Consider the following 25833-nt stretch of genomic DNA (forward strand, 5'->3'; position numbering starts at 1 on the left):
CATCCCCGCACGGCCCGCCCGCCCCGGGCGCGTCCGTCCCCGTTGGAGAACACCCATGACCACCGTCTCCCCGACTCCACCGCCCGCACCACGGGCCACGGCCGGGCCGGCCGTCTCCTGGCTGGCACCGGCGCCCACCCGGGTGCCGCCGCCCGAGGCGCCCGAGGCGCCGCCGGTGCGGCGCGGACCGCTGGCCTTCGCGCTGCTGCTCGGCGCCGGCCTCGACGCCTATGTCTTCGCCCGCCACGGCGCCAAGCCCGGCGTGCTCCTGCTCCTCGGGCTGGGCCTCGGCTTCGCGCTCTTCCACTCGCGGTTCGGCTTCACCTCCGCCTGGCGGCAGCTGATAGCCGTCGGCAACGGGGCCGGGCTGCGCGCCCACACCCTGCTGCTGGGCACGACCGCCACCCTCTTCGCGTTGATCATCGGCACCGGCAGCGGACTCTTCGGATCGGAACCCGCGCCCTCGGCCGGCTCGTTGGGGATCGGACTGCTGGTCGGCGCGTTCGTCTTCGCCATCGGAATGCAGCTCGGCGGCGCCTGCGCCTCCGGCACCCTCTTCGCGGTCGGCAGCGGACAGACGTCCATCGTGCTGACGCTCGGCGGGTTCATCCTCGGATCGACACTCATGGCCTGGCAGTTCGACCTGTGGAAGGACCTGCCGGCGTTCGACCCGGTGGTCCTCTCCGACCACGTCGGCTGGTTCGGCTCCTGGGGCATCACCCTGCTGGCCCTGGCCGGGATCTACGCCCTGACCCGCGCCATCCAGCGTCGCCGCACCCCGCCGCCCACCGGCGCGGTCCCGACGACGCGGGGGGCGGCCCGGCGCGCGCTGCGCGGCTCCTGGCCGCTGGCGGCCGGCGCGGTGGTGCTGGCGGTGCTGGGCGCGGGCGTGCTGCTGGTCTCGGGCGGGGCCTGGGGCGTGACCAGCGCGTTCGCGCTGTGGGGCAGCGAGCTGGTGGGCGTCCTCGGCGGACACCCGGAGAGCTGGAGCTTCTGGCAACAGCCGGGCAACGCCGAGATGTTGGCCGGCCCGGTGCTCACCGACAAGAACAGCCTCACCGACATCGGCATCATGGTGGGCGCCGCCGTCGCCGCCTCGCTGGGCGGCACCTGGGCGCTGCACCGCGGGGTGCCGTGGCGCACCGGCGTGGCCGCCGTACTCGGCGGGGTGCTGATGGGGATCGGCGCCCGGCTCGCCGGCGGCTGCAACATCGGCGCCTACCTGGCGGGCATCGCCTCCGGCAGCCTGAGCGGCTGGCTGTGGGGCGCGACCGCGCTGCTGGGCACCTGGGCGGGGCTGCGGCTGCGGCCGCTCTTCGGCCTGGCCAACCCGAAGCCCAGCGACGGCGTCTGCTGAACGCCTCCGCCAGGACCGGGGCTTCGAGGCCGTCGCACGCCGCGCGGCCCCGGTCGGCGCGGCGCGTCCGCGACTCCGCGACGACGATCTCGTCACCGGCCTCGAAGACCCCGCCGGGTGCGGCCCACCCGACTCCGAACCCGTCCCGCCGACATCCCTCCTCAACCCCGCGGTCAACGCGGACCGGATGGCGCTCCAGAAGCGCGAGGTCCATGCCGTTCCGTGCCTCTCGGGCGCCGTCGAGCACCCGCTGCTCCTCCGTGGGGCCGTCCCGACTCCCCGTCCACATGGTCGTACCCGAAGCCCTCGGGGAGGGGACTCCCGGGCCGGCCGGCGACCACCGCCTCGGGTGAGGGTGAAGGTGAGGGGCAGGGTGGGGACAGCTCGCCGGTCCCCCGGTCAGCGCCCTCGGCCACACCGGGGACGACCGCGCCGCGTGGGCGCCCTCCCGGCCCTCGACTCGGTGGACACTTAGTACTTTTACGCCCGGTCGAGGAGGGTGTTGGATGGGCCCATGCAGGACCAGCCGGCAATCTCGCTCACCGAGGCGGACCGCGAGGCGTTGCGCGCCTGGGCCGCGGGCCGGCCGGAGCGCGAGGTGCGTGCGCGGATCGTGAGGGACGCCGCCGACGGCGTCTCCGTCTCGGACAGCGCCAGGGCGCTGCGCGTCTCCCGCCCGACGGTGTCCTCCTGGCGCCGCCGCTACGCGGAGAACGGGCTCGCCGGACTCGCGCACCGTCCGCGCAGCGGGCGACCGCCGCGTATCGACGAGGCCGACGTCGTGGCCGCGACGCTCGCCGGTCCGCCGGCGCCGCGCCGCGCCTGGTCGGCGCGGGCGCTCGCGGACCACCTGGGCATCTCCCACACCGCGCTGGGTGCCGTGTGGCGCCGCTGGGGCGTGGACGGGGAATCCCATACGCCCCTCACCCTGCCCACCAACCCCCCACTGACCTGCCGACGGCCGCTGCTTCTCGGACTGTGGTCCCACGGGCGGGCGGTCGCGCTGGTGATCGCCGAGGCGCCGACCGGACCGCAGTGGACGGGGCAGGCGGCGCCGGCCGCCGAACGCAGGGCGCTCGGCGCCGCGCTCCGCGCCGCACTGCCGTCGCCCCGCGAGAGCGCGGGGGACACGGTCACGGCCGAGGGACGCGCGGAACTGACCGCGCTCCTGCGGGCGCTCGCGTCCACCCCGCGACTCGGCGGTCCGCCACGGGTGTTGCTCTGGGATCCGGCCGGGGAAATCGATCCGGGACCGCCGAGCGACGAGGAAAGCTGGCACCGGGCCCCCGACTCCATGGGCTGGCAGGCCACGCTCGGCGTCCTCTGCTCGCTGGAACTGCTCGACTCCCCGCTCACCGCCCGCCCGGTACTGGACTCGCTGCTGGCGGCACTGCGCGGCGGGGCAGCCCGGAGCGAGACGGCGGAGAGGGGAACGCGGTGGCGTCGACCGGACGATGCTCCCGTCCCGGGCCCTCCGCCGCGCGCCCCGCGCGCCTTCGACCAACTGGCGCTCGGTTCGTTCAACGAGAAGCTGGTCATCGAGACCATCAGGGAGGCCGGAGCGCTGAGCAGGGTGGAGATCGCCGCCCGCACCGGGCTCACCCCGCAGGCCGTGTCGCGGATCACGCGGAACCTGCTGACCAGCGCGTTCCTGGTGGAGGACACCCACAGACAGGTGGGCAAGGGCAAGCCCCGGGTCCCGCTGCGGCTGCGTGCCGACGCCTCGCACGCGGTGGGGATCCATCTGGACCCCGAGATGGTCACCCAGGTCGTCGTCGACCTCTGCGGCGGGGTGGTGGCGCGGCGTCAGGTCTCGCTGCGTGAGCGAAGCGACCCCGAGTGGGTGATGGGGCTGGTGGCGCGGATGGTCGCCGAGGCGACCGAGGCCGCCGGCGCCGCGCTTCCGTTGGGGGTGGGGATCGCGGTGCCGGGCCCCTTGGACGCCGAGGCCGGAGTGGTCAGAAACCCACCGCTCTTCGAGGGGTGGCAGGACGTGCCCCTGCGCGAGGAGCTGTCCCGGCGGCTCGCCCTGCCGGTACTCATGGAGAAGGACGTCACGGCGGCGGCGATCGGCGAACGATGGCTGGGCGCCGCGGAACGCGCCGGGGACTTCGTCTACCTCTACCTCGGCACGGGCGCCGGATGCGGCGCCTTTCTCAACGGGGACGTCTACCGGGGACGCACCGGCAACGCCGGAGAGTTCGGCGCGCTGTGCGCCCTCGGCGTCGGCCACCGCGTCGAGGGCGGCGGGCCGGGGACCGTGGAGGAGTGCGCACCGATACCGGCCGTGGTGCGCAGGGCAGCGGCGGCGGGACTGGTCACCGAGGAGGACCCGGGCGCCTACGAACGCGTCTGCCGCGCCGCGTTCGCCGGGGACCCCGAGGCGGTCTCCCTGCTGCGCTCCGTCGCGCACGTGGTCGCGCGCGGGGCCGTGGGGGTGACGGATCTGCTGGACACCACCCTGCTGATCGTGGGTGGGCCGGCGGTACGGCCGGAGATCGCCGGGATCTACCTCGCGGAGATCGACGACGCGGTCAGCCGTTTCGCCGCGGCCCGCGCCGTGCGTCGGGTCCGGGTGGCGCCCTCGCTGCTCAACGAGTCGGCCGCTGCCGTCGGCGCCGCGTCCAGCGTCTTCCACGCCGCCTTCGCTCCTCGACTGCGCACTCATCCGGCAGATGACTTCCCGGACACCGCACAGTTCGTCAAGTAAATCTCTTGGCTCCCCAGCTACGGGGACACCCACGCCACCCATCACTTGATCTCCGTCCCCGCCAGCAGGGTCGGGCAGAGAGAGCACAGCATCCGGCGCGTCGGTCGACCTGCTCCCCGAGGCGGCGGACCGTTGACTTACTCCATCCATTGGCTTTTCATGACAGCCATGCATCGTGACCCCGTTCTCATCGAGCGACGCCTGCACCGCGTGCTCACCCAGCGCCTGCTTCCGGCCGTGCACGCGCACGGCATCCCGCTCGATGTCGGGGTGTGGCCCGTCAGCGGCGAACCGGTCCCCGTCGCCGAGGGGTTGGCGGCGGAGTACCGGCCGACAGCGGTCGGACATCGCTGGGGCCCTGCCTGGTCCACCTGCTGGTTCCGGATCAGTGGCACGGTGCCCGAGGCGTGGGCCGGCAGCCGCGTCGAGGCCGTGCTCGACCTCGGCTTCGACGCGACCAAGGCGGGCTTCGCCGCCGAGGGACTCGTCTACCGAGCCGACGGCACCGCCGTGAAGGCGCTCAACCCGCGCAACGCCTGGGTGACCGTCGCCGAAGAGGCCGTCGGAGGCGAGGAGTTCACCTACTACGTGGAGGCCGCCGCCAACCCGGTGATCCTGGACGACGGTCCCGGTGGCATCTCGTTCCTGCCCACCCGCTCGGGCGACCGCGCCTCCTGGCTGACCGGACGGGGCGAGGCCGGCGACCCCATCTACCGGCTGACCAGGGCCGACCTCGCCGTCCTCGACCGCGAGGTCTTCGAGCTGACCCAGGACCTGGACGTGCTCGGCGGCCTGCTGGCCGAGCTGCCCGAGGAGGACACCCGACGCTGGCAACTGCTGCGCGCCGTGGAGAGCGCCCTCGACGCCGTCGACCTGCACGACATCGCGGGCACCGCCGCGGCGGCCAGGGAGCTTCTCGCCCCCGCGCTCGCCGTGCCGGCCGGTGAACGGGCGCACCGGATATCGGCCGTGGGACACGCCCACATCGACACCGCCTGGCTGTGGCCGCTGCGCGAGACCGTACGCAAGGTCGCGCGCACCGTCTCCAACGTCACCGCGCTCATGGACGAACACCCCGACTTCCAGTTCGTCATGTCCCAGGCCCAGCAGTTGGCCTGGCTCAAGGAACACCGGCCGGAGGTCTACGCCCGCGCCCAGGAGAAGGCACGCACCGGGCAGTTCCTCCCGACCGGCAGTCTGTGGGTGGAGCCGGACACCAACATCACCGGCGGCGAGTCGCTGGTGCGGCAGTTCGTCCATGGCAAGCGCTTCTACCTTGAGGAGTTCGGGGTGGAGACCCGGGAGATGTGGCTGCCGGACACCTTCGGGTACAACGCGGCCCTCCCCCAGCTGATGAAGCTGGCCGGGGTCCGGTGGTTCGTCACCCAGAAGATCTCCTGGAACACCACGAACGACTTCCCCCACCACACGTTCTGGTGGGAGGGCATCGACGGCACCCGGGTCTTCAGCCACTTCCCGCCCGTCGACACCTACAACGCCGAGCTCTCCGGCGCCGAAGTGGCCCACAGCGAGCGGAATTTCCGCGACAAGGGCCTGGCCAACCGCTCGCTCGTGCCCTTCGGCTACGGCGACGGCGGCGGCGGCCCCACCCGGGAGATGCTGGGGCGCGCCGCCCGGCTGGGCGATCTGGGCGGCTCGGCCAGGGTGGAGATCGAGGGCCCCGAGGCCTTCTTCGCCAAGGCGCACGAGGAGTACGGCGACCAGGCGCCCGTATGGGTCGGTGAGCTGTACCTGGAGCTGCACCGAGGCACGCTCACCAGCCAGTTGGGCACCAAGCAGGGCAACCGCCGCAGCGAACACCTGCTGCGCGAGGTCGAACTCTGGTGCGCCACGGCGACCCTGCGCACCGGAGCGACGTACCCCTACGAGCGGCTCGACCGCCTGTGGAAGACGGTGCTGACGCACCAGTTCCACGACATCCTGCCGGGCTCCTCCATCGCCTGGGTGCACCAGGAGGCCGAGGAGACCTACGCCGGAGTCCTGGCCGAACTGACCGCTCTGGTCGACGAGGCACAACGGGCCCTGGCCGGCGACGGGTCGGGCACCGTCGTCTTCAACGCCGCCCCGCACGCGCGCGGCGGGGTGCCGGCCCTGGGCGCCGCCCCGCTCGACACCGTCGCCCCCGAGGCGGCCGCGGAGCCGTCCGGGGAGGCGCCGCTCCTCCTGGACAACGGGCTGGTCCGGGTCACCGTGGACGAACGCGGCCTGGTCACCTCGATCTGGGACGTCGAGGCGGAACGCGAGACCGTCGCTCCCGGCGCGGCCGCCAACCTGCTCCAGCTCCATCAGGACTTCCCCAACCAGTGGGACGCCTGGGACATCGACGCCTTCTACCGCAACGCCGTCACCGACCTGACCGAGGCGGACGAGGTGTCCGCCACCCCGGAAGGCGGGGTGCGGGTGGTGCGGACCGTCGGCGCCTCCCGGATCGAGCAGGTACTCACCCTGCCGGCCGGGGCGCGGCGGCTGGACGTGGACACCCGGGTCGACTGGCGGGAGCGTGAGAAGCTGCTGAAGGTGGCCTTCCCCGTCGACATCCGGGCCGAGACCTCGCGCGGCGAGATCCCCTTCGGACACACCCCGCGCCCCACGCACAGCAACACCAGCTGGGAGGCGGCCAAGTTCGAGTTCTGCGCGCACCGGTGGCTGCATCTGGAGGAGCCTGGCTTCGGCGTCGCGCTGGTCAACGACTCCTCCTACGGCCACGAGGTGACCAGGGACGTGCGGCCCGACGGCGGCTCCACCACCACGGCGCGACTGACCCTGCTGCGCGCGGCGAGCTTCCCCGATCCGGAGGCGGACCTGGGGGAACACCGGCTCCGCTACGGGCTGGTGGTGAACGCCTCGCTGGGCGACGCCATCCGGGAGGGCTACCACTTCAACCTCGCCGAACGCCGGGTGCCCGGCGATCGCGCCGTCACGCCGCTGGTCTCCGTCGACAACGACGCCGTGGTGATCGAGGCCGTCAAACTGGCGGACGACGGCTCCGGCGACCTGGTGGTACGGCTCTACGAATCGCTCGGCGGGCGCGCCACCGCACGGCTTGACTGCGACCTCCCGCTGGCCGGCGCTGCCGTGACCGACCTGCTGGAGCGCCCGCTGGCCGACCAGCCGACGCCGCCTGACCTGGAGCGACTGCGCCTGCGGCCGTTCGAGATCCGTACCCTCCGGCTGACGCCCGCCGCGCACTGACGCGGGCTCCACGCCCCGGGCCCGTCCCCGCCCGTCGCCCCAGCCCGGGGCCGGCGGGCGGGACGGCGCTGACGGAAGCACCGGGGGCGTCGCGAACGCGGGGGCCGCGTCATCAGAACGCCGCTGGCCCGGCCGGAACAACGCCGGGACCGGACGGTTGAGTTCACCGGGGCGCGCGCCCAGCGTGTGACGCGGGTGTCGCACCACACCGCGCGCGCCGACGCGCGGGCTCGGCGGGTTTCGATGTTCGGCGGGGACGAGGCCGGGAACGAGATAGCCAAGGCCACGGAAGGTCGCGTGGACGCCGATCCGCGGCGCGGAGCCCACGACGCGCCGAAGCGGTCCCGCCGCACCGAGCGGCCCCCGCGAACCACCACCGTCTCGTGATCCCCCGGGCGGCCCTTTACCTGCCGGAAGGACCGCCCGGGGCCACCACCCCCGCCGGCGCACCTCTCCGCGGGCCGCGGGGCGCGTCCGAAACGCTGCGCGTCCGCCCGCTGCGGGGCGCGGAGGGCCGCCGCCACGAAGGTGCCGTCCTCCGAACGCGGGAAGCACTCCCCCGAAGCGGCGGGCAGCGTTCCGCACCACCCGCGCCCCTCGACCGTCCTGCCCGAACCTCCCTCGCCCGCGCGGGACAGCGCCATGGCGACGGCTCCGACGAACAACGGGACGGCGCCCCGATGCCGCCCCACGGCGGAGGAACCGGGCCGCCCAGCGGGCGGTTCCCTCCCTCACGGCGCCGGAGCCGGAGCAGGGGCGGGGACCGCTCGTTCGGCGGCCCGGCTGACCTCCTCCCAGGCCGCCCAGGTCTCCATCCGGTCCCGGCAGACGTCGAGAGCGAGGTCGTAGACCAGGCTGCCGAGCAGCAGGCGCAGCGGTGGATCCTCCGAGTCGACCAGGGTGAGCAGCGCCCGCGCCGCCAGATCGGGCGGGCTGTCCACCGAGCCCTCCGCGTAGCGGCGCTCCATCTCAGCGCGGAGCGGGGCATACTGCGGCCGTGGCTCGGCGGCTACCAGACCCGAGGTGTAGAGGTCCGTCCAGTAGCCGCCGGGCTCCACGATGGTGAGCTTGACCCCGAAGTCGGCGATCTCGGCGGCCAGCGCCTCGCTCATCCCCTCCAGGGCCGCCTTGCTCGCGCTGTACAGGCCGGTGAGGGGATGGCCCACCAGCGCGCCGACGCTGGAGATCTGGACGAGATGGCCGGAGCGTTGGGCGCGCAGCGTGGGGAGGACGGCCTGGCTCACCCAGAGGGCACCGAAGAAGTTGACCTCGAACTGGGCGCGGGCCTGCTCCTCGGTGAACTCCTCGACCATGCCCATGGTGAGGAAGCCCGCGTTGTTCACCACGATGTCGAGCCGACCGTAGCGGGCGACGGCCTCGGACACGGCCGCGAAGACGGCCGCGCGGTCGGTGACGTCCAGCGCGAAGGCCAGCAGGCGGTCGCGGTGGGCGGCCGCCAGGTCGTCCATGGCGCCGACGGTGCGGGAGAAGGCCACCACCCGGTCGCCGGCGGCGAGCGCGATCTCCGCGAAGGCCCGCCCGAGCCCTCGGCTGGCACCGGTGATCAGCCACACGCGACCCTCGCGTTGCGCCCTCGCCCGGGCGGCGACTGTCACGTGCGAGGCGGGGGCGGCGGAAGCGGGGCGGGAGGAAGCCGTGGTCATGGCGCGTCCTTTCGACGAATCCCGAGACGAGACGGCCCGTCTCGACTCACCCCGGAACCTTACACACAACCCGAGGAGAAAACAAGACGGTGCGTCTCGTCTCGCCATGGGGTACGCTGCCCGCATGACTCCCTCACGCAGAGCACCCGACAACACCCGTCGCAACGAGGCCACCCGCAAGGCGATCCTCAACGCCGCGCTGGAGCTGGTCGGCGAGGTCGGCTACGCGAAGTTGAGCGTCGAGGGCATAGCGTCCCGGGCGGGCGCGGGGAAGCAGACGATCTACCGCTGGTGGCCGTCGAAGGGCGCGGTGCTCTTCGACGCGCTCCTCTCCCTCTCCGAGGGCCCCGAGGGCGGCCCCGGCGAGCTGCCCGACACGGGAGACCTGGAGTCCGACCTCAGGGCGGTACTCCGCGCCACGGCCGACGAGTTGAACGACCCGCGTTACAGCGAGCCGATGCGGGCGCTGACGGTCGAGGTCCTGGTCGACCCGGAGCTGGCCGCCGACTACCAGCAGCGGCTGGAGGAGCCGATCCGCGAGGTCAAGCGGCGCCGGCTGCGCAGCGCGCAGGAGGCGGGCCAGCTCTCCTCAGAGCTGGATCTCGATGTCGCCGTGGAAATGATTTGGGGCCCGGTGCGCAATCGCTGGCTCCACCGGGACGGCCCGCTGACCGGGGAGTACGTCGACGTCGTGGTGCGGACCGCCCTCGACGGCCTGCGCGCCCCCGACACCCCCGAGGGGGCGACGGAGGGCCGCGAGGACGTCGGCGCCCCGGGAGGTACCGGATGACGAGGGAGCACGCACGGCCCCGATCGGCCTACGATCAGCGGTTGACGGCCTCGGTGTCCTGGGTGAAGGACAGCAGCGCCCTCTCCAACCCGGCCCGGTCCGGCAGCCCGTCGGTGTCGTTGGCGCACTGCACGACCAACGCCGCGGTCGCTGCGCCCTGTTCGAGCGCGCGACGCGGTGGCAGTTCCGCCAGCCAGCCGGCGAGAAAGCCCGCGGCGAAGGCGTCGCCGGCTCCCACCGGATCGGCCACCGGCACGGTGAACGCCGACTGGCGGCAGGCACCTTCGGCCGTGTGGCAGCCGGCCGACTTGTCCCGGTGCTTGATCACCACGGCCCGGGCCCCCGCTGCCAGCATCCGCTCCACCGCGGCCTCGGGCGTCTCCTCGGGACAGAGCAGCTCCAGCTCGTCCTCGCCGGTCAGCACGAGGTCGGCCCGGCCCATCAGCGGTCCGACCACCTCGCGCCACCGCTCGGCGGGCCCCACCTTGAGCCGGATGTTGGGGTCGAAGGAGACCAACGCCCCCGCCTCGACCGCCAGGTCGAAGAGCCGTTCCGTCGCGGCCCGGGTGGACTCGGAGAGCATCGGGGTGATCCCGGTGACGTGCAGCAGCCGCGCCCCGGCCAGCGCCTCCAGCCCCACCTCCTCCGGCGTCATACGGGAGGCCGCCGAGCCGGCCCGGTAGTACTGCACGTCGATGGCGCGCGCCGGATGGCTGTCCCTGACCAGCATCCCGGTGTGTGCCGAGGAGTCCACGACCGCGTAGGAGGTGTCGATGCCATCGGAACGCAGCTTCGCCAACACGGCCCGCCCGGCCGGGTCGTCGCCGACCCTGCCCAGCCAGCGGGTGCGGTGGCCCAACCTGGCGAGCCCCGCCGCGACATTGCTCTCGGCGCCCGCGATGGAGCGCCGGAAGGTGGTGGCGTGCTCCAGCGGCACGCCCGGCTCGGCCAGCAGCAGGCTCATCGCCTCACCGCAGACCACGACCTCGGGTGTCTCACTCATGCCGACGCCTCCTCGGTCAGCCGCAGATAGGTCCCGGCCCGCTCGGCCAGGGTGTCGAGCGCTCCCCCGTCGGCCGCGTCCCCCAGCAGCGGGGAGCCGACGCCGACCGCGACCGCTCCCGCCTCCAGATACGCCCTGGCGGCCTCGGCGTCCACCCCGCCGACCGGAACCAGCGGCACACCGGGGAACGGCCCCCGCAGCGCGCGCAGATAGCGCGGTCCGCCCATCGCGTCCGCGGGGAAGATCTTGATCGCCGTGGCGCCCGCGCTGCGGGCGGCGATGATCTCGCTGGGCGTCAACGCCCCGGCCAGGGTGGGCAGGCCGAGGCGGTGGGCCTCGTCGAGCCCGGCGCCGAGTCCCGGGGTCACAAGGAAGTCGGCACCGGCCGCGTGGGCGGCCGTGGCGTCCTCCGCCGTGAGCACGGTGCCGGCGCCCAGGGGCGCCTCCGGGCCCAGCTCGGCGCGGGCGGCCGCGATGACGTCCAGGGCGTCGCGCCCGCTCAGGGAGATCTCGACCAGGCTCACGCCCTGGCTGACCAGGGTGCGCACCGCGCGCAGCGACGCGTCCGGGTCGGAGCCGCGCACGATGGCCAGCAGCCGCCTGGCGCGCAGCGATTCCAGCAGGTTCATCGATCAGCCTTCTTCAAAGGTCACGGGCCGGTGTCCTGGGCACAAGCCTCGCAGATCGCCCTGGGCCACGATCCGGGGGCTCCTCGTCTCACCACTCGGCGAAGCCGCCGTCGGGGTGGCGCCAGACCGGATTGCGCCAGGCGTGCCCCGTGCGGTCGGCCTCCCGGACCGCCGCCTCGTCGACCGTGACCCCGAGCCCGGGCAGCTCGGTGCGGGTGGCGTGCCCGTCGACGAAGCGGAAGGGCTCGGTGTCGAGGACGTACGAGAGCAGGTCGGCCTCGCGGTTGTAGTGGATGCCCAGACTCTGTTCCTGGATCAGGAAGTTCGGTGTGGCGAAGACCACCTGGAGGCTGGCGGCGAGGGAGATGGGGCCGAGCGGGCAGTGGGGCGCCAAGTGGGCGCCGAAGGTCTCGGCGAGGGAGGCGATGCGGCGCACCTCGGAGATGCCGCCCGCGTGGGAGAGATCGGGCTGGACGACGGCCACCCCGGACTGGAGCACGGGCAGGAAGCCGGAGCGGTCGTAGATCCGCTCGCCGGTGGCGATCGGGACCGGGCCGGCCTCCACGAGACCCGCCAGCACATGGTTCTGCTCGGGCGGCAGCGGCTCCTCCACGAAGAGCGGGTGGAGCGGGGCTATCTCGTGCAGGAGTCGTCGGGAGCTGGCGGCGCTGAAGCGCCCGTGGCAGTCGATCGCGATGTCCCGCTCGGGGCCGAGGACCTCCCTGGCCGTGGCGACCCGCGCCACGACGCCCTCGATCTCGGCGACGCTGGCATGGGGACGGGTGACCCCGGCGGCGTTCATCTTCACGGCGGTGAAGCCGGCGTCCACCTGGGCGGCGACCTGGTCGGCGAGTTCGCTGGGGTCGTCGCCACCCACCCAGGCGTAGACCCGGGCGCGGTCCCGCACCGGGCCGCCGAGCAGGGCGTGCACGGGCGCCCCGTAGTGCTTGCCCGCGATGTCCCACAGCGCCTGGTCGAGGCCCGCGACAGCGCTGGAGAGTACCGGTCCTCCCCGGTAGAAGCCGCCCTTGGTGAGCACCTGCCAGTGGTCCTCGACGCGCAGCGGGTCGCGCCCCACGAGGTACTCGGCGAGCACGTCGACGGCGGCGCGGACCACTTCGGCGCGGCCCTCCACGACGGGTTCGCCCCAGCCGACGACGCCCTCGTCGGTCTCGACCCGGCAGAAGAGCCAACGCGGCGGGAGGAGGAACGTCTCGATGCGGGTGATCTTCATGTGGGGTGCCTCGTGCGTGCTTTCCGTGCGGTGGGTGCGTGGTGCGCGGTCGTGGCCCGCGAAGGAAGGTGCCGGGTGTACGGGCGGTGGGCGGCGCTAGTCGGGCTCCGGCCGGCTGACGCGGTCGAGGTCGCGGGCGGCCTTGTCGAGCAGCGCCCGCATCAGCGCCTCGGCGCCGTCGGGATCGCCCGCACGCACCGCCACGAGGACGGCCTCGTGGTGGGGCACCGGGTCGCCGGCGGCCGCGGAGCTGTGCACGAGCAGGTCGCGGCGTTCCAGTCCGGACTCGATGACCAGCTCCATGCGGACCAGCAGCTCGTTGTGGGTGGCGGCCAACAGCGCCCGGTGGAAGGCGATATCCGCCGCGGCGGCCTCGGCGGGCGAGACGGCGCGCCCCATCGCGGCCAGGGCGTCGTCCAGGGCGGCGAGGTCGTCGGGGCCGCGGCGCTCGGCGGCGAGCCGGGCGGCCGCGGGCTCCACGATGGCGCGGACCTCGCCGAGATCCCGGTGAAGCGCCGCGCCGGCTCCCCCGTCGGCCGGCGCGGTGGCGAGTCGCCAGCGGATCACGTCGGGGTCGAGCAGATTCCACTGGGACCGCGGCCGGACGAAGGTCCCTCGACGTTGCCGGGCGTCGACCAGCCCCTTGGCCGCGAGCACCTTGAGAGACTCCCGCAGCGCGGTGAGGCTGACGTCCAACTCCGCCTGGAGGGCGACCAGGTCGAGCGTGCCGCCCTCCGGCCACTCCCCGCCCAGCAGCCGGTGGGCCAGCACCTCGACGGTCTGGCCGTGGACGCCTCGGGAGGCGTAGGGCTCCATGGCCCGCCTCCCCCCGATCGTCGTCCCCCGTCCGAGGAACAGCCTGCGCCGCCTCCGGCCCGGTGTCAACAATTCTTACTAATTAATGAGTTTCCCAACGAAGGAAAGACGGGAGGCCGAGGGGTGCGCAGGGCCAGGCGATGGCTTGCGGGAGTTCCGTCGCGCGTGCGTCGGTTGCTGGGGTTGCCTGTACCGGAGCGCCCCGTCAAAAGGGATTGCCCCGCCGGACGCTCGTGCCTCACCATCGACGCCCATGGCCAACCCACACGACACACTGACCCAGGACCAGGTCGAGGGCTTCGTGCGCGACGGCTTCGTACGGGTGCCGGAGGCGTTTCCCCGGTCCGTGGCGGAGGCGGGACAGGCGGAGTTGTGGCGGATGGCGGAGGTCGACCCGGACGATCCCGCCGGCTGGCCGGGGCCGCTGATCCGCATCGAGGGCTCGGCGGCGGAGCCGTTCCGGCAGGCGGCCAACACGGAGCGGCTGCGGAGGGCACTCGACCAACTGGTGGGCGTCGGCAGGTGGTTGCCGCGGCTGGGTCTGGGGACCTTTCCCATCCGCTTTCCCCACCCGGAGCAGCCGGGCGACGCCGGCTGGCATCTCGACGCCAGCTTCGCCGGCGGAGCGGACGGCACCGAGCCCCGGATCAATCTGCGTTCGCGGGGTCGGGCTCTGCTGATGCTGTTTCTCTTCACCGACGTCGGCGAGGACGACGCGCCGACCAGGATCAAGGTCGGTTCACACCGCGACGTACCGCCGTTCCTGGCGGAGGCCGGGGAGGAGGGGCGGGAGTTCTTCGAGCTGTGCGGGGCGATGGACGAGGCCGGCCGGCTGGACGCGGCGGACCGCCCGGAGGCGTTGGCGACGGGGCGGGCCGGCGACGTGTATCTGTGCCATCCCTTCCTGGTGCACGCCGCCCAGCCGCACCGGGGCAGCCGGCCGAGGATCATCGCGCAGCCGCCGCTGGAGCCGGTGGCGCCGCTCCAGTTGGCGCGGGCCGACGGCGGCTACTCGCCGGTGGAGGCGGCGGTCCGGCTGGGCCTCGGCCTCGACGACTGAGCCACGCCGCGCCGTCGGGGGGCGGCCACGGAGCCCCGGGATCAGCCCGCCAGACCGTGGCGGATGGCGAAGATCGCCAGCCGTACCCGGCTGGGGCTGTCCGTCTTCCGCATCAGGCTGCCGACGTGGGTCTTCACGGTGGTCATCCCGACCCGCATCCGGTCGGCGATCTCCCCGTTGCTCAGCCCGGCGCCGACGCAGGCCAGCACCTCGCGTTCGCGGGCGGTCAGCGGAGGCGGCTCCGGCGGGCGCTCCGCGCGCCACGCGCTCGTCGCCTGGCCCACCAGCCGGGCCAGCACCGGCCCGCTGAACGGGCTGCCGCCGGCCGCCGCCTGGCGGACCGCGTCCAGAAGTTCGCCCGGCGTCGCGTCCTTCGCCAGAAAGCCACAGGCCCCGGCGGCCAGCGCGGGGTAGAGATGGTCGTCGTCATCGAAGGTGGTCAGCACGACGACTCTGGTCTCCGGACGGTCGGCGAGCACCCGCGCCGTGGCCGCGGTGCCGTCCATCCCCGGCATCCGCAGGTCCATCAACACCACGTCCGGGGCGGCCGAGGCGACCAGCCGCACCGCTTCCTCGCCGTCCGCCGCCTCACCGACCACCCTGATGTCCTCCGTGGAGTCGCAGAGCATCCGCAGCCCGGCGCGGACCAGTTGCTGGTCGTCGACCAGCAGTACCCCTGTCGTCACGGTTCACCTCCTCGCCACCCGGGCGGCGTCGGTCGGCACCGTCGCCCGCAGCCGCCAGCCCCGGCCCTCGGGCCCGGCGGTGACGGTACCGCCGAGCAGTGCGAGGCGTTCGCGCAGCCCCTCGATGCCGTAGCCGGAGTCGACCAGCAGCCGTTCCGGTGCCGGGGCACCGTCCCCTCCGTCGCTGATCTCGACGAGGACGGCGTCGTCGGCCAGCGCCACCGAGACCCGTGCGCGGGCGCCGACCCCCGCGTGCTTGGCGACGTTGGTCAGTCCCTCCTGCACCACCCGCAGCACCGCGAGCCCGCGCAGCGCGTCCAGGCCGGCGACCTCGGGGTCGACCTGGCTCTCCAGCAGCAGCCCGTTACGGCCGGAGCGTTCCACCACCGACGCGAGGGCGGCGGGCAGTTCGGCCGGCTCGACCAGCAGCGAACGGGTCGGGTCGGTGACCGATGCCGGGTCGCGGAGCACGGCGACCAGCCGGCGCAGATCGACGAGCGCGGTGGTGGCCGAGCCGTGCACGTCGTCCAGCACGGTGCGCACCCGCGGGTCGAGATCGGGCAGGACCTCCCGGGCCACCCCGGCCCGCAGCGCCATCGAGGCGACATGGTGAGCGACCAGATCGTGCACCTCCCGCGCCAGCTCGGCGCGTTCGGCCAACCGCGCGCCGAGGGCGGCCAGTTCCTTGCGCTCCTCGGCCTCGCGCGCCCTGGCCTGGGCCTGGGCCAGATTCTGGCTGAGGGCACGAAGCCACCACCCCAGCAGCAGTGGCGCGGCGACCAGCACCACCAGCAGGTAGCCGAGCCCGACGGCGTCCGCGCACTCGCCGCACTCCAGGTACACCACCAGGTATGCCAGCGCCAGGGCCGCCCCGCCGAACAGCGCGGCTTTGGGCGGTCGGCGGGCGGCGAGTTCGACCATGGCGAGGCAGGCGGCGACCTTCACGACGGCGGGCGGGGCGTCGGCCACGGCACCGGCGACGACCACCAGCGCGGCCTCGACGAAGACCACCGACAGCGGCAGACAGCCACCGGGAAGGAGAGCGAGCGCCGCGACCAGGGCGAACGCCCAGTCGGCCGAGGTGGGTTCGCCGCTGCCGACCAGCAGCAGACAGCCGGGGGCGAGCAGCGCGGGTACCAGCCGCACCGGCCCCCTCCGGTCCCTCACCGCATCGGTGAGCCAGCTCATCCGCACGGTGACGACGTTAGCCGGGCCGGGGACCGGCCGGGTCGTCCCAGGGGAGGAGTCGGACCTCCTCCCGGGGGCCGCCGAGGCTCAGGGGACGGGCCGCCCCGACCTCTCGTCGGCTGGCGAGGCGCCGACGCCGGCATCGCTCCCGGCCTCGGCATCGCTCCCGGCCTCGACCTCGACCTCGACAGACGCGGCCACGGCCTTCTCGGGCGCGGAGCCCCTGGACGCGCCGGCACCGCAGTCGCCGACTCCTGAGTCGCCGGCTCCGCAGTCGCCGGCACCGGAAACTTCCGCTCCTGGGGCGTCGGGCGCGGGATCCCCGGTGGCCGGGTCGCAAGCTCCGGGGCTGTCGGCACCGGCAGTCTGGCGTCCGCGGCGGGAGGCGTCCATCTCCCGCCACTCCGGCCGGAGTCCGGCGATGGTGGTGGTGAGCAGATAGAGAGAGCCGACGACCAGCAGCGTCGGGCCGAGCCCGGCCGCCGTGACCGCCAGGCCGCCGAGCAGCCCGCCCAGCGGGATGCCCGACCAGGCCAGCGAGGTGGACAGCGCCTTGGTGCGGCCCAGCAGCCGGCGGGGTATCAGTTCGAACATCACCGCCCCGATGATCGGGTTGAGAAAGCCGGCCCCGAGGCCGCCCAACACGAAGACCACGGCCACCACGGGAAGCGGCGCGTGCCCGTCCAACGCGAGCGCCATGACCAGATAGCGCGGCAGACCGCACACCGTGTAGCCGATCAGCACCACGGGCCGGCGGGGCAGTCGGTGCGCCAGGGCCGTCGCGATCAGACTCCCGACGACGGCGCCGACGCTGAACGTCGCCACCAGCACGCCGAGCGCCGAGGGGCCCGCGCCGCTGCGTTCCGCCCAGACCGGAAGCAGGACGGAGCTGAACGCCGCGTCCAGCAGGTTGGTGATCGCGATGGTGATCATCAACGCCAGCAACAGCGGCGCCCCGCTCAGAAAACGAAAGCCCTCGGCCATCTGCCGCCAGTAACCGGAAGCCGGCGCCCCCGTCCCGCCCTCCACGGCCTCGGGCGGCACGGGGCGCCCCATCCCCGGGGGCAGGGTCAGCGCGATCACCAGGGACCCGGTCACGAAGCAGGCCGCGTTCACATAGAGCCCGGCCAACGGCCCGACCAGCGCGATCAGTCCGCCACCGGCGAGCGGCCCGACCGTGGTGGCCAGCCGTTCGATCACCCCGGCGGCGCCGGTGGCGCGTTCCAGGGGGAGCGTGCCGCGTTCGGCCGCCTCCGGGATCATGACCTCCTTGGCCAGGTCACCCGGCCCCCGGGACGCTCCGACCAGCGCGACCAGCACCAGCAGTGCCCAGAGCGGAAGCGCGTCGGCGGCGTGCAGAAGCGGGACGAGACAGATGGCCACCGCGCTGAACAGGTCGGTCGTCCAGGACACGACACGCGGCCCGATCCGGTCGACCACGGGTCCGCTGAGTGCCTTGACCAGCACATACGGCGTCATCTCGCAGAACGCCACCAGCCCGGTCTGGGCGGCGCTCCCCGTGGAGGTGAGCACGAACCACGGAAGCGCGATGGCGGCGACGCGGCTTCCGGTGTAGGCGATGCCCATCGCCGTCAACACGCCGACCAGCGGCCGGAGTCGGTTCTCCGCAGCCCTCGTCGCCCGTCTCATGACGCACCGTCGGAGCGCCCCGCGACACCCTCCCCCGCGGCGGCCCGGTCACGGGCGACCGAGGCGCTATGGGCGACCGAGGCGTCACCAGCGACCGAGGCGTCACCGGCCACGGAGGCGTCGCCCGCAGCGGAGGCGTCGCCCGCAGCGGACGCACCGGCGCCCGCCTCCGGCGCCGCGCCGTCAGTGTCGTCGAGGCCGGGCAGCATGTGGAGGACGAGCGTTACCCGTTCGGCGCCCTCGGGGGCGGTCGGCTGGTCCGGGGCGTAGCGGCGGTAGCGGTTGAGCACGCCGGAGATGTCGCGCCGCAGCTCCTTCGCCTCCTCCGGGGTCAGCCGCAGCAGCGCGTCGCTGAACTCCACGACGTCGCCCCACTCCCGAGGCATGGTCTCCAGCTCGTTGAGCGTCCGCTGGGCCATCAGCGTGTGTGAGGCGAGGATCGACCGCAGATAGCCGAGGGTCGCGTCCATCTCCCGCCGCACCAGGTCCATGTCACGGAAGGCGGTCGCCTGGTGCACCGAACGCCACCAGCGTTCGCGTCCGTTGCCGCGTTCCGTGTCCTCGGAGACAAAGCCGGCCGCCGCCAACTGGCGCAGGTGGTAGCTGGTCGCGCCGCTGGTCAGCTCCATGCGCTGGGCCAGAAGAGTGGCGGTGGCCGGCCCGTGGACGCGGAGCAGTCCGAGCAGTCTGACCCGCACCGGATGGGCCAGCGCGCGCAGTCCGCGCGCGTCCAGCTCGATGTGCGAGACGGGCGGATCCGTCAGGTGGGCGAGCGGCTGAGCGGGGCGTTCCGTCGGAGCGCCGCCATCGCGTGGAGTGTCGGTCACCCGGCCACCATAAACCGCCAACACTTCTTTGCAAAGAGATGTTGGCACTCCCCTGACATGCCCTCTTTACCGTTCCCATGCCTCGCTTTGCCAGGGTTTTTCTTGACTGCGGAAACAGGCTGGTTTCCTCTTGACGTTATGCTCAGCACGAACCCCCGCCTGAGGAGGGCGTTTTCATGGTGACGCGACGCACGCCACTGCCGGGCGTCGGCACCCAGTACGACCTCGCCACTCGGGACGGTCGACACATCTCGGTGGTCGCGCACGAGGACGGTCGGCGGTTCATCGCCTTCTACTCGCCGGACGACCCCGACGCCTGCCAGGGCACCGTGCCGCTGGACGCCCAGGAGGCGGCCCGGCTGGCCTCGATCATCGCGCCCGACCTCGCGGACCACGCCCTCCCCGGCGGCGAACTCGGCTTCGACCTGGTGACCGAGCGCATCCCCATCGGCCCCGACTCCCCCTACCGGGGGCGGCCGTTGGGCGACACGCGGGCCCGCACCCGCACCGGCGCCTCCATCGTCGCCGTGCTGCGCAGGACCAGCACGCACCCCTCCCCCAGTCCCGACTACCGCCTTGAGGCGGGAGACACGTTGGTGGTGGTCGGCACCCGCGAGGGCGTCGACGACCTCTCCGACATCATCGCCGGCGGCTGATCAGCGCGGTCCGTACGTCCGGGACCGCCACAGCGCTGGGACCCGGCGTCACGCACGCCCCCGCGCGGGTTGCCGCACGCCGGGTTCGAACACCGACGACACATGCGGCGCCCGGGCGCGGCAGGGCGAACTGAAAGGTGCGGTGACTCTTGCACGACACCACCATCATGCTGATCGAACTGGGGGCGGTCGTCCTGGGCCTCGGCCTGGTCGGACGACTGGCCGGCCGGCTCGGTCTCTCCCCCATCCCCCTCTACCTGCTGGCCGGCCTGGCCTTCGGGCACGGCGGACTGCTCCCGCTCAACACCACCGAGGGCTTCATCGAGGTGGGCGCCGAGATCGGCGTCATCCTGCTGCTGCTGATGCTGGGCCTGGAGTACACGGCGCCCGAACTGGTGGACAGCCTCAAGACGCAGTACCCGTCCGGCGCGGTCGACCTGCTGTTGAACGCGACGCCCGGGGCACTCGCCGGGTTCCTGCTGGGGTGGGGCCCGGTGGGCGCGCTGGCGCTGGCCGGCGTCACCTACATCTCCTCCTCCGGCGTGATCGCCAAGGTGCTCACCGACCTCAACCGCCTCGGCAACCGGGAGACCCCCGTGATCCTGGGCATCCTGGTCATCGAGGACCTGACGATGGCCGTCTACCTGCCGGTGCTCTCCACCGTCCTGGCCGGCGTGGGGCTGGTCAGCGGCAGCGTCACGCTGGCGATCGCGCTGGGCACCGCCAGCATCGCGCTCTTCGTCGCGCTGCGTCACGGCCGGTGGATCAGCAAGACGGTCTCCTCGGACAACCCGGAGATGCTGCTGCTGGTGGTCCTCGGCCTGACCCTGCTGGTCGCCGGGATCGCGCAGAAGCTCCAGGTGTCGGCGGCCGTCGGCGCGTTCCTGGTGGGCATCGCCCTCTCCGGCGAGGTGGCGCACACCACCCGCCGGCTCTTCATGCCGCTGCGTGACCTCTTCGCGGCGGTCTTCTTCGTGTTCTTCGGCCTCTCCACCACGCCGAGCGACATACCGCCGGTGCTCGTTCCGGCGCTGCTGCTCGCCGTGGTGACCGTTCTCACCAAGATCGCCACGGGCTGGTACGCGGCCGGTCGTGCGGGCATCGGGCCGCGCGGCAGGCTGCGGGCCGGCGGCGCCCTGGTGGCGCGCGGCGAGTTCTCCATCGTGATCGCCGGTCTCGCCTCGGCGACCGAACCACGGATCGCGCCGGTGGCGACGGCGTATGTGCTGATCATGGTCATCGTGGGCCCGCTGGCCGCCCGTTGGACGGAACCGGTCGCCCGCAACCTGATGGAACGCCGCGCCGCCAAGCAGGCGGGCTCCGCGGTGATGACCGACGTGCGGCCGGCGACCGAGGCCGGCTCGTAGGTGGCGCTCGGGCCCGCGCATCGGGGAGCGCGCGGGCCCGAGGCCCCTCCCCCCGCGAGGCCCGTTCCCCGGCGGGGTCCTTCCCCCGCGAGGCCCGTTCCCGGGTGCGCCACCGTTTCCGGGGCCCGTCCACCCGTGGCCAACGGATGAGGCATCATTCGGACCCATGGGAATCGTCGCAGGTCTCGACAGCTCGTCCGCCTACACCCGCATCGTCGTCTGCGACGCCGAGACCGGTGAGGTGCTGCGCCAGGGGCACGCGGAACACCCGTCCGGCGAGGCGGCGCCTGAGTCATGGCTGCTGTCCCTCGGCGAGGCCGCCGACGGCGGGATGCTCGACGAGGTCTCGGCGATCGGAGTCGCCTCCCAGCCGCACAGCGTGGTCCCGATAGACGCGGACGGCAAGCCGGTGCGCCCGGCGTTGGCCGGGGCGGACGACCGGGCGCGCGCGGCGTCGTTCGCGCTGGTGGACGCGTTGGGCGGGCGGGCCGCGTGGGCCGAGGCCGTCGGTTCGGTGCCGCAGCCGACGCACCCGGTCGCGCAGTTGCGTTGGCTCGCCGGCCAGGAGCCGGAGGCGGCCCGGCGCACCACGACCGTGCTCCAGCCGCAGGACTGGCTGGTGTGGCAGCTGCTGGGCCGGCCGAACCGCTGGACCACGGACCGCGGCGGCGCCTCCGGCACCGGCTACTGGTCGGCGGTCTCCGGCAACTGGCGCCACGAACTCGCCGAGTTGGCCATCGGCCATCCCGTGAGCCTGCCCGAGCTGCTGGGCCCGGCCGACGCCGCCGGACGCACCCCCGAGGGACTGCTGATCTCGGCCGGCACCGGGGAGACCATGGCCGCGGCCCTCGGCCTCGGCGTGGGCAGGGGCGACGCGGTCATCGCGCTCGGCGCCTCCGGCTCGGTCTGCGCGGTGCACCACGAGGCGCTGACCGACCCGACCGGCACGATCACCGGCTTCGCGGACGCGACCGGGCACCATCTGCCCATGGTGCGCACCCTCAACGCCAGCCGGGTGCTGCGCGGCACGGCCGAACTCCTCGGCCGCGACCTGTCCGAACTGTCCGAACTCGCCCTCTCCTCCACCCCCGGCGCGCACGGCCTGGTCCTGCTCCCCTATCTGGCGGGCGAACGCGCGCCCGACCTGCCGCACGCCGCCGGCACCCTGGCCGGGCTGCGGCGCGAGTCGATGAAGCCGGAGCACCTGGCCAGAGCCGCGTTCGAGGGGATGCTCTGCGGGCTGGCCGACGCCGCCGACATGCTGCGCCGGCGGGGCGTCGCGATCAACCGGGTCTTCCTGCTCGGCCAGGTGGCGACCCTGCCGGCGGTGCGGAAGCTGGCGCCGGCGATGTTGAACGCCACGGTCGTGGTCCCCGAGCCGGCGGACTACACCGCGATCGGCGCCGCCCGCCAGGCGGCGTGGGCGCTGGGCGTGGACGAGGGGCGCCTGACGGCGGACGCGCCGCCGGAGTGGGCGCCGGCGCGGGGCGAACGGTTCGAGCCGGACGAGGACCAGCCGGCCGTCGGCTCCTCCGTCCGCCTCCAGTACGCGGCCGTGCGCGACGAGATCCACCCCGGGGCGATCACCTGACCGGCGGGCCCCGGAAGACCACCGGCCGCGCCGGCCGGGCGGGCCGTCGACCGCGCCGGGGCGGGCGGTCGCTCGCGGGCCTCCCCGCGCCCCGTACGGGGTGACGCGCCACGCCCCGGCGGCCAGCCGCTAGTCCAGGTAGCCGCGCAACTGCTCCGCGTACGTGTGGTCGCGCAGCTTGCCGAGGGTCTTGTGTTCTATCTGGCGGATGCGTTCCCGCGTGACGCCGAAGAGGCCGCCGATCTCCTCCAGGGTGCGCGGCCGCCCGTCGAGCAGTCCGTAGCGCAGCTCGACCACCCGGCGTTCGCGGTCGCCCAGCGTGGAGAGCACCGCCTCCAACTGCTCGCGCAGCAGCAGGAACGCGGCGGACTCGGCCGGCGAGGGGATGTCCACGTCCTCGATCAGGTCGCCGAGCGCCACGTCGTCCTCGTCGCCGATCGGCGTCTGGAGCGAGACGGGGTCCTGGGCCAGCCGCAGGATCTCGCCGACCCGTGCGGCCGTGAGGCCCAGCAGCGCCGCGACCTCCTCGGGCGGCGGCTCGTAGCCGCGCTCCTGGAGCACCCGGCGCTGGACCCGGATGACGCGGTTGATCTGCTCGACCACATGGACCGGAACGCGGATGGTGCGTGCCTGGTCCGCGATGGCGCGGGACATCGCCTGGCGGATCCACCAGGTCGCGTACGTGGAGAACTTGAAGCCGCGGGTGTAGTCGAACTTCTCGACGGCCCTGATCAGTCCGAGGTTGCCCTCCTGGACCAGGTCGAGCATGGTCAGGCCGCGGCCGACATAGCGTTTGGCGACGGAGACCACCAGCCGGAGGTTGGCCTCGATCAGCCGGCGCTTGGCCATCCGGCCCCTGACGACCAGCCGGTCCAGGTCGAGGGCCAGGCGTTCGTCCAGTTCGGCGGTGCCGCTGAGTCGTTCCTCGGCGAAGAGGCCCGCCTCGACCCGCTTGGCCAGCTCCACCTCGTCGGCCGCGGTGAGCAGCGGGATCCGGCCGATCTCCCGCAGATACTGGCGGAAGAGGTCGTTGGCCGTGCCACCGCCCGGCTCCGCCCTGGTGGTGACGGCGAGGGACCGCTCCTCCTGCTCCTCGGTCGCGGACGGGGTGGGGGCGGCGGGAGCCGCACGCTTGAGTGTCGGGGTCTGCACGTGGACGACCTCCAGGAGGGTCGCGGCGGGAGCGGAGCGGCACCGTTCCCCAGTGTGAGGTACACCTGACTCCGGCCACGAGATGCGTGCGGCGACAATTTTCTCCGGTCACCGGGAAGTTGACCGACTTCGAGCCGCGCCCGGGCCGCCGCCGCGCCGCCGGGCGGCCTTCAGACCGCGTAGAGCGCCGCCACCCCGCGCTCCCGCAGCGCCCTGGCGTACTGGTTGAGCGTCCACAGCTCCTGGCGGACGTCGGCCGCCGTCGTGTTCCCCGACTGGGCCTCGGCGCGGCGGGCGTCCGACTCCAACTGCTGGACGCGGCGGTTGACCGCCGCCAGCCGCACCTGGACCAGCCGGGAGCCGGCGTAGGAGTCCATCTCGCGCTGCCGCTTGCGGCCGACCTGGAGCGGCTCGACCGCCAGCTCGTTGACCAGGACCCGCACCGCGTCGTCGGGGGCCGCCTCACTGACCCGGCCCAGATAGGAGGAATCGGCGGAGGCGACGCCGCCGGCCTCCATGATGAGGCGGCGGACCATGGCGTAGGGCGGGGCGGTGAACTCGTCCTCGCCGTAGGCGTCGAACGCCGGGGAGACCAGCTCGGGGAACTGGAGGGCCAGCTTCAGCAGCTCGCGCTCGCCGAGATGGGCCGGGTTGCGCAGGTTGAGCGCCGGGCCCCCGGAGGGCCCTCCGAACGGGGGCGCCACGGCCGACGGCGGGGCGTGCGCCGCGCCCCGCGCGCCGCCGTCACGCGGGAGGCTCCCGTTCCGCTCGCCGCGCTGCCGGCTCCACGGCGCCAACTGCGCGACCCTGCGCAGCACGAACCGCTCGTCGGGGATGCCGACCAGGCCGGCGAGCCGGACCGCGTACTCGTGCCGGATGGCGGGGTCCTTGATCTGCGCGACCAGCGGCGCCGCGTGCTCCAGGGCGGCGGAACGGCCCTCCGCCGTCTCCAGGTTGTGTCGGTTGACCAGGGAACGGACGGCGAACTCGTAGAGCGGGGCGCGCGCCTCGACCAGCTCCCTGACCGCCTCGTCGCCCTGGGCCACCCGCAGGTCGCACGGGTCCATCCCGCCGGGCGAGACGGCGATGAACGTGTAGGCGGCGAACTTCTGGTCGTCCTCGAACGCGCGCAGCGCGGCCTTCTGGCCCGCCGCGTCCCCGTCGAAGGTGAAGACCACCTCGCCGGCGCGGTGCGAGGCCGAGCTGTCCATCAGCAGCCGGCGCAGGATCTTGACGTGCTCGCCGCCGAACGCGGTGCCGCAGGTGGCGATGGCGGTGGTGACCCCCGCGAGATGGCAGGCCATCACGTCGGTGTACCCCTCGACGACGACCGCCGTGTTGTTGTTGGCGATGTCCCGCTTGGCCAGGTCGATGCCGTAGAGCACCTGGGACTTGCGGTAGATCGGGGTCTCCGGCGTGTTCAGGTACTTGGGGCCGTTGTCGTCCTCGCGCAGACGGCGGGCGCCGAAGCCGACGACCTCGCCCGTGATGTCCCTGATCGGCCACATCAGCCGGCCGCGGAAGCGGTCGATGGGGCCGCGCCTGCCGTCCTGGGCGAGCCCGGCCAGCAGCAGCTCCTTGTCGCTGAAGCCGGCGCCGCGCAGATAGCGCGTCAGGTGGTCCCAGCCGGCCGGCGCGTACCCCACGCCGAAGTGCTCGGCGGCCGCCTGGTCGAAGCCGCGCTCGTGCAGGAAGACCCGGCCGATCTCGGCCTCGGGCGAGGCGAGCCTCTCCGCGTAGAACCGGGCGGCGGCGCGGTGCGCCTCCAGCAGCCTGGTCCGCTCCCCCGCCTGCCGGCCCGGGGTGTAACCGCCCTGCTCGTAGCGGAGGGTGATGCCGGCCTGGGCGGCGAGCCGCTCGACCGCCTCGGAGAAGGAGAGATGCTCCATCTTCATCACGAAGGCGAGGGTGTCCCCTCCCTCCTGGCAGCCGAAGCAGTGGAAGAGGCCCTTGCTCGGACTGACGTGGAACGAGGGGGACTTCTCGTCGTGGAACGGGCACAGGCCCTTGAGGTTCCCCCCGCCGCCGGGGCGCAGCTGGAGGTACTCCGCGACCACGGCGTCGATCGGGACCGCGTCCCTGACCGCCTTCACGTCGTCGTCGTTGATCCTGCCCGCCACGCTCGCAGTCTACGACCGCCCACCGACACCCGGCCCCGGGGTCGCGACCGGGCCGCCCCCTGCCCCCTGCGCCCGGCTTCACCCGGATGATCCCGGGGCGGCCGAACGGAACGGCGATGA

General features: G+C 73.6%; 19 protein-coding genes. 8 read left to right on the forward strand and 11 right to left on the reverse strand.

All coding sequences use genetic code 11. The features are described from left to right. The first annotated feature begins 55 nt into the window (after positions 1–55). The 3 genes from CRP51_RS04050 (at position 56) to CRP51_RS04060 (ending at position 7280) form a co-directional block, all read left to right on the forward strand. The gene (locus CRP51_RS04050; RefSeq protein ID WP_097229580.1) at positions 56–1357 is read left to right on the forward strand and encodes a YeeE/YedE family protein; all 1302 of its coding nucleotides are present in this window, start codon (positions 56–58) and stop codon (positions 1355–1357) included. Positions 1358–1871: 514 nt separating this feature from the next. Next, positions 1872–4067 carry an ROK family protein gene (locus CRP51_RS04055; RefSeq protein ID WP_097229581.1) on the forward strand — a complete coding sequence of 732 codons (2196 nt, stop codon included), beginning with the start codon at positions 1872–1874 and terminating at the stop codon, positions 4065–4067. A 168-nt stretch (positions 4068–4235) separates the two neighbouring features. Further along, on the forward strand, positions 4236–7280 hold the full coding sequence (locus CRP51_RS04060) for an alpha-mannosidase (RefSeq protein ID WP_097229582.1): 3045 nt from the start codon (positions 4236–4238) through the stop codon (positions 7278–7280). A gap of 731 nt (positions 7281–8011) precedes the next feature. On the opposite strand, the gene CRP51_RS04070 is transcribed toward CRP51_RS04060, so the two are convergent. Further along, positions 8012–8944: an SDR family NAD(P)-dependent oxidoreductase gene (locus CRP51_RS04070; RefSeq protein WP_097229584.1), complete on the reverse strand. Its 933-nt coding sequence runs from the start codon at positions 8942–8944 to the stop codon at positions 8012–8014. Positions 8945–9068: 124 nt separating this feature from the next. On the opposite strand from CRP51_RS04070, the gene CRP51_RS04075 reads away from it, so the two are divergent. Next, positions 9069–9734: a TetR/AcrR family transcriptional regulator gene (locus tag CRP51_RS04075; protein WP_097229585.1), complete on the forward strand. Its 666-nt coding sequence runs from the start codon at positions 9069–9071 to the stop codon at positions 9732–9734. 34 nt (positions 9735–9768) lie between these two features. Here CRP51_RS04075 and CRP51_RS04080 read toward each other — a convergent pair whose 3' ends face one another. The 4 genes from CRP51_RS04080 to CRP51_RS04095 all read right to left on the reverse strand — a co-directional run bounded on the left by CRP51_RS04080 (position 9769) and on the right by CRP51_RS04095 (position 13416). Beyond that, on the reverse strand, positions 9769–10737 hold the full coding sequence (locus CRP51_RS04080; RefSeq protein ID WP_097229586.1) for a sugar kinase: 969 nt from the start codon (positions 10735–10737) through the stop codon (positions 9769–9771). Further along, the gene (locus tag CRP51_RS04085; protein WP_097229587.1) at positions 10734–11366 is read right to left on the reverse strand and encodes a bifunctional 4-hydroxy-2-oxoglutarate aldolase/2-dehydro-3-deoxy-phosphogluconate aldolase; all 633 of its coding nucleotides are present in this window, start codon (positions 11364–11366) and stop codon (positions 10734–10736) included. Before CRP51_RS04085 ends, CRP51_RS04080 begins: the two co-directional genes overlap by 4 nt. A gap of 88 nt (positions 11367–11454) precedes the next feature. Further along, positions 11455–12600, reverse strand: coding sequence for a galactonate dehydratase (dgoD, locus tag CRP51_RS04090; protein ID WP_097229588.1), 1146 nt, complete (start codon positions 12598–12600; stop codon positions 11455–11457). Between the two features lie 96 nt (positions 12601–12696). Next, the gene (locus CRP51_RS04095) at positions 12697–13416 is read right to left on the reverse strand and encodes a FadR/GntR family transcriptional regulator (protein WP_097229589.1); all 720 of its coding nucleotides are present in this window, start codon (positions 13414–13416) and stop codon (positions 12697–12699) included. A gap of 253 nt (positions 13417–13669) precedes the next feature. Between CRP51_RS04095 and CRP51_RS04100 the strand changes: the two genes are divergently transcribed. Then, positions 13670–14476, forward strand: a complete 807-nt coding sequence (locus CRP51_RS04100; RefSeq protein ID WP_097229590.1) for a phytanoyl-CoA dioxygenase family protein — start codon at positions 13670–13672, stop codon at positions 14474–14476. Between the two features lie 41 nt (positions 14477–14517). Here CRP51_RS04100 and CRP51_RS04105 read toward each other — a convergent pair whose 3' ends face one another. The 4 genes from CRP51_RS04105 to CRP51_RS04120 all read right to left on the reverse strand — a co-directional run bounded on the left by CRP51_RS04105 (position 14518) and on the right by CRP51_RS04120 (position 18827). Further along, the gene (locus CRP51_RS04105) at positions 14518–15162 is read right to left on the reverse strand and encodes a response regulator transcription factor (protein ID WP_212615820.1); all 645 of its coding nucleotides are present in this window, start codon (positions 15160–15162) and stop codon (positions 14518–14520) included. Between the two features lie 3 nt (positions 15163–15165). Continuing rightward, a complete protein-coding gene (locus CRP51_RS04110; protein ID WP_097229591.1) occupies positions 15166–16350 on the reverse strand; it encodes a sensor histidine kinase in 1185 nt (394 codons plus the stop codon). 87 nt (positions 16351–16437) lie between these two features. Then, entirely contained in the window at positions 16438–18000 is a 1563-nt protein-coding gene (locus CRP51_RS04115; RefSeq protein ID WP_170970429.1) for an MFS transporter, read from the reverse strand. Further along, positions 17997–18827: an ArsR/SmtB family transcription factor gene (locus tag CRP51_RS04120; RefSeq protein ID WP_342749002.1), complete on the reverse strand. Its 831-nt coding sequence runs from the start codon at positions 18825–18827 to the stop codon at positions 17997–17999. Before CRP51_RS04120 ends, CRP51_RS04115 begins: the two co-directional genes overlap by 4 nt. A 176-nt stretch (positions 18828–19003) precedes the next feature. Here CRP51_RS04120 and CRP51_RS04125 point away from each other — a divergent pair, with 176 nt between their 5' ends. The 3 genes from CRP51_RS04125 to CRP51_RS04135 all read left to right on the forward strand — a co-directional run bounded on the left by CRP51_RS04125 (position 19004) and on the right by CRP51_RS04135 (position 22441). Beyond that, positions 19004–19483 carry a cation:proton antiporter regulatory subunit gene (locus CRP51_RS04125; RefSeq protein WP_097229593.1) on the forward strand — a complete coding sequence of 160 codons (480 nt, stop codon included), beginning with the start codon at positions 19004–19006 and terminating at the stop codon, positions 19481–19483. Between the two features lie 149 nt (positions 19484–19632). Beyond that, positions 19633–20850 (forward strand): cation:proton antiporter, encoded by a 1218-nt coding sequence (locus CRP51_RS04130; protein WP_097229594.1) that lies wholly within the window; start codon positions 19633–19635, stop codon positions 20848–20850. 166 nt (positions 20851–21016) lie between these two features. Continuing rightward, positions 21017–22441, forward strand: coding sequence for an FGGY family carbohydrate kinase (locus tag CRP51_RS04135; protein WP_097229595.1), 1425 nt, complete (start codon positions 21017–21019; stop codon positions 22439–22441). Positions 22442–22570: 129 nt separating this feature from the next. On the opposite strand, the gene CRP51_RS04140 is transcribed toward CRP51_RS04135, so the two are convergent. Both CRP51_RS04140 and dnaG read right to left on the reverse strand, forming a co-directional pair. After that, positions 22571–23677, reverse strand: coding sequence for an RNA polymerase sigma factor (locus CRP51_RS04140; protein ID WP_097229596.1), 1107 nt, complete (start codon positions 23675–23677; stop codon positions 22571–22573). An 86-nt stretch (positions 23678–23763) separates the two neighbouring features. Continuing rightward, on the reverse strand, positions 23764–25713 hold the full coding sequence (gene dnaG, locus CRP51_RS04145; RefSeq protein WP_097229597.1) for a DNA primase: 1950 nt from the start codon (positions 25711–25713) through the stop codon (positions 23764–23766). Positions 25714–25833 lie beyond the last annotated feature (120 nt).

It is taken from the genome of Streptomyces zhaozhouensis (genome assembly GCF_900230195.1).
Lineage (GTDB): Bacteria > Actinomycetota > Actinomycetes > Streptomycetales > Streptomycetaceae > Streptomyces > Streptomyces zhaozhouensis.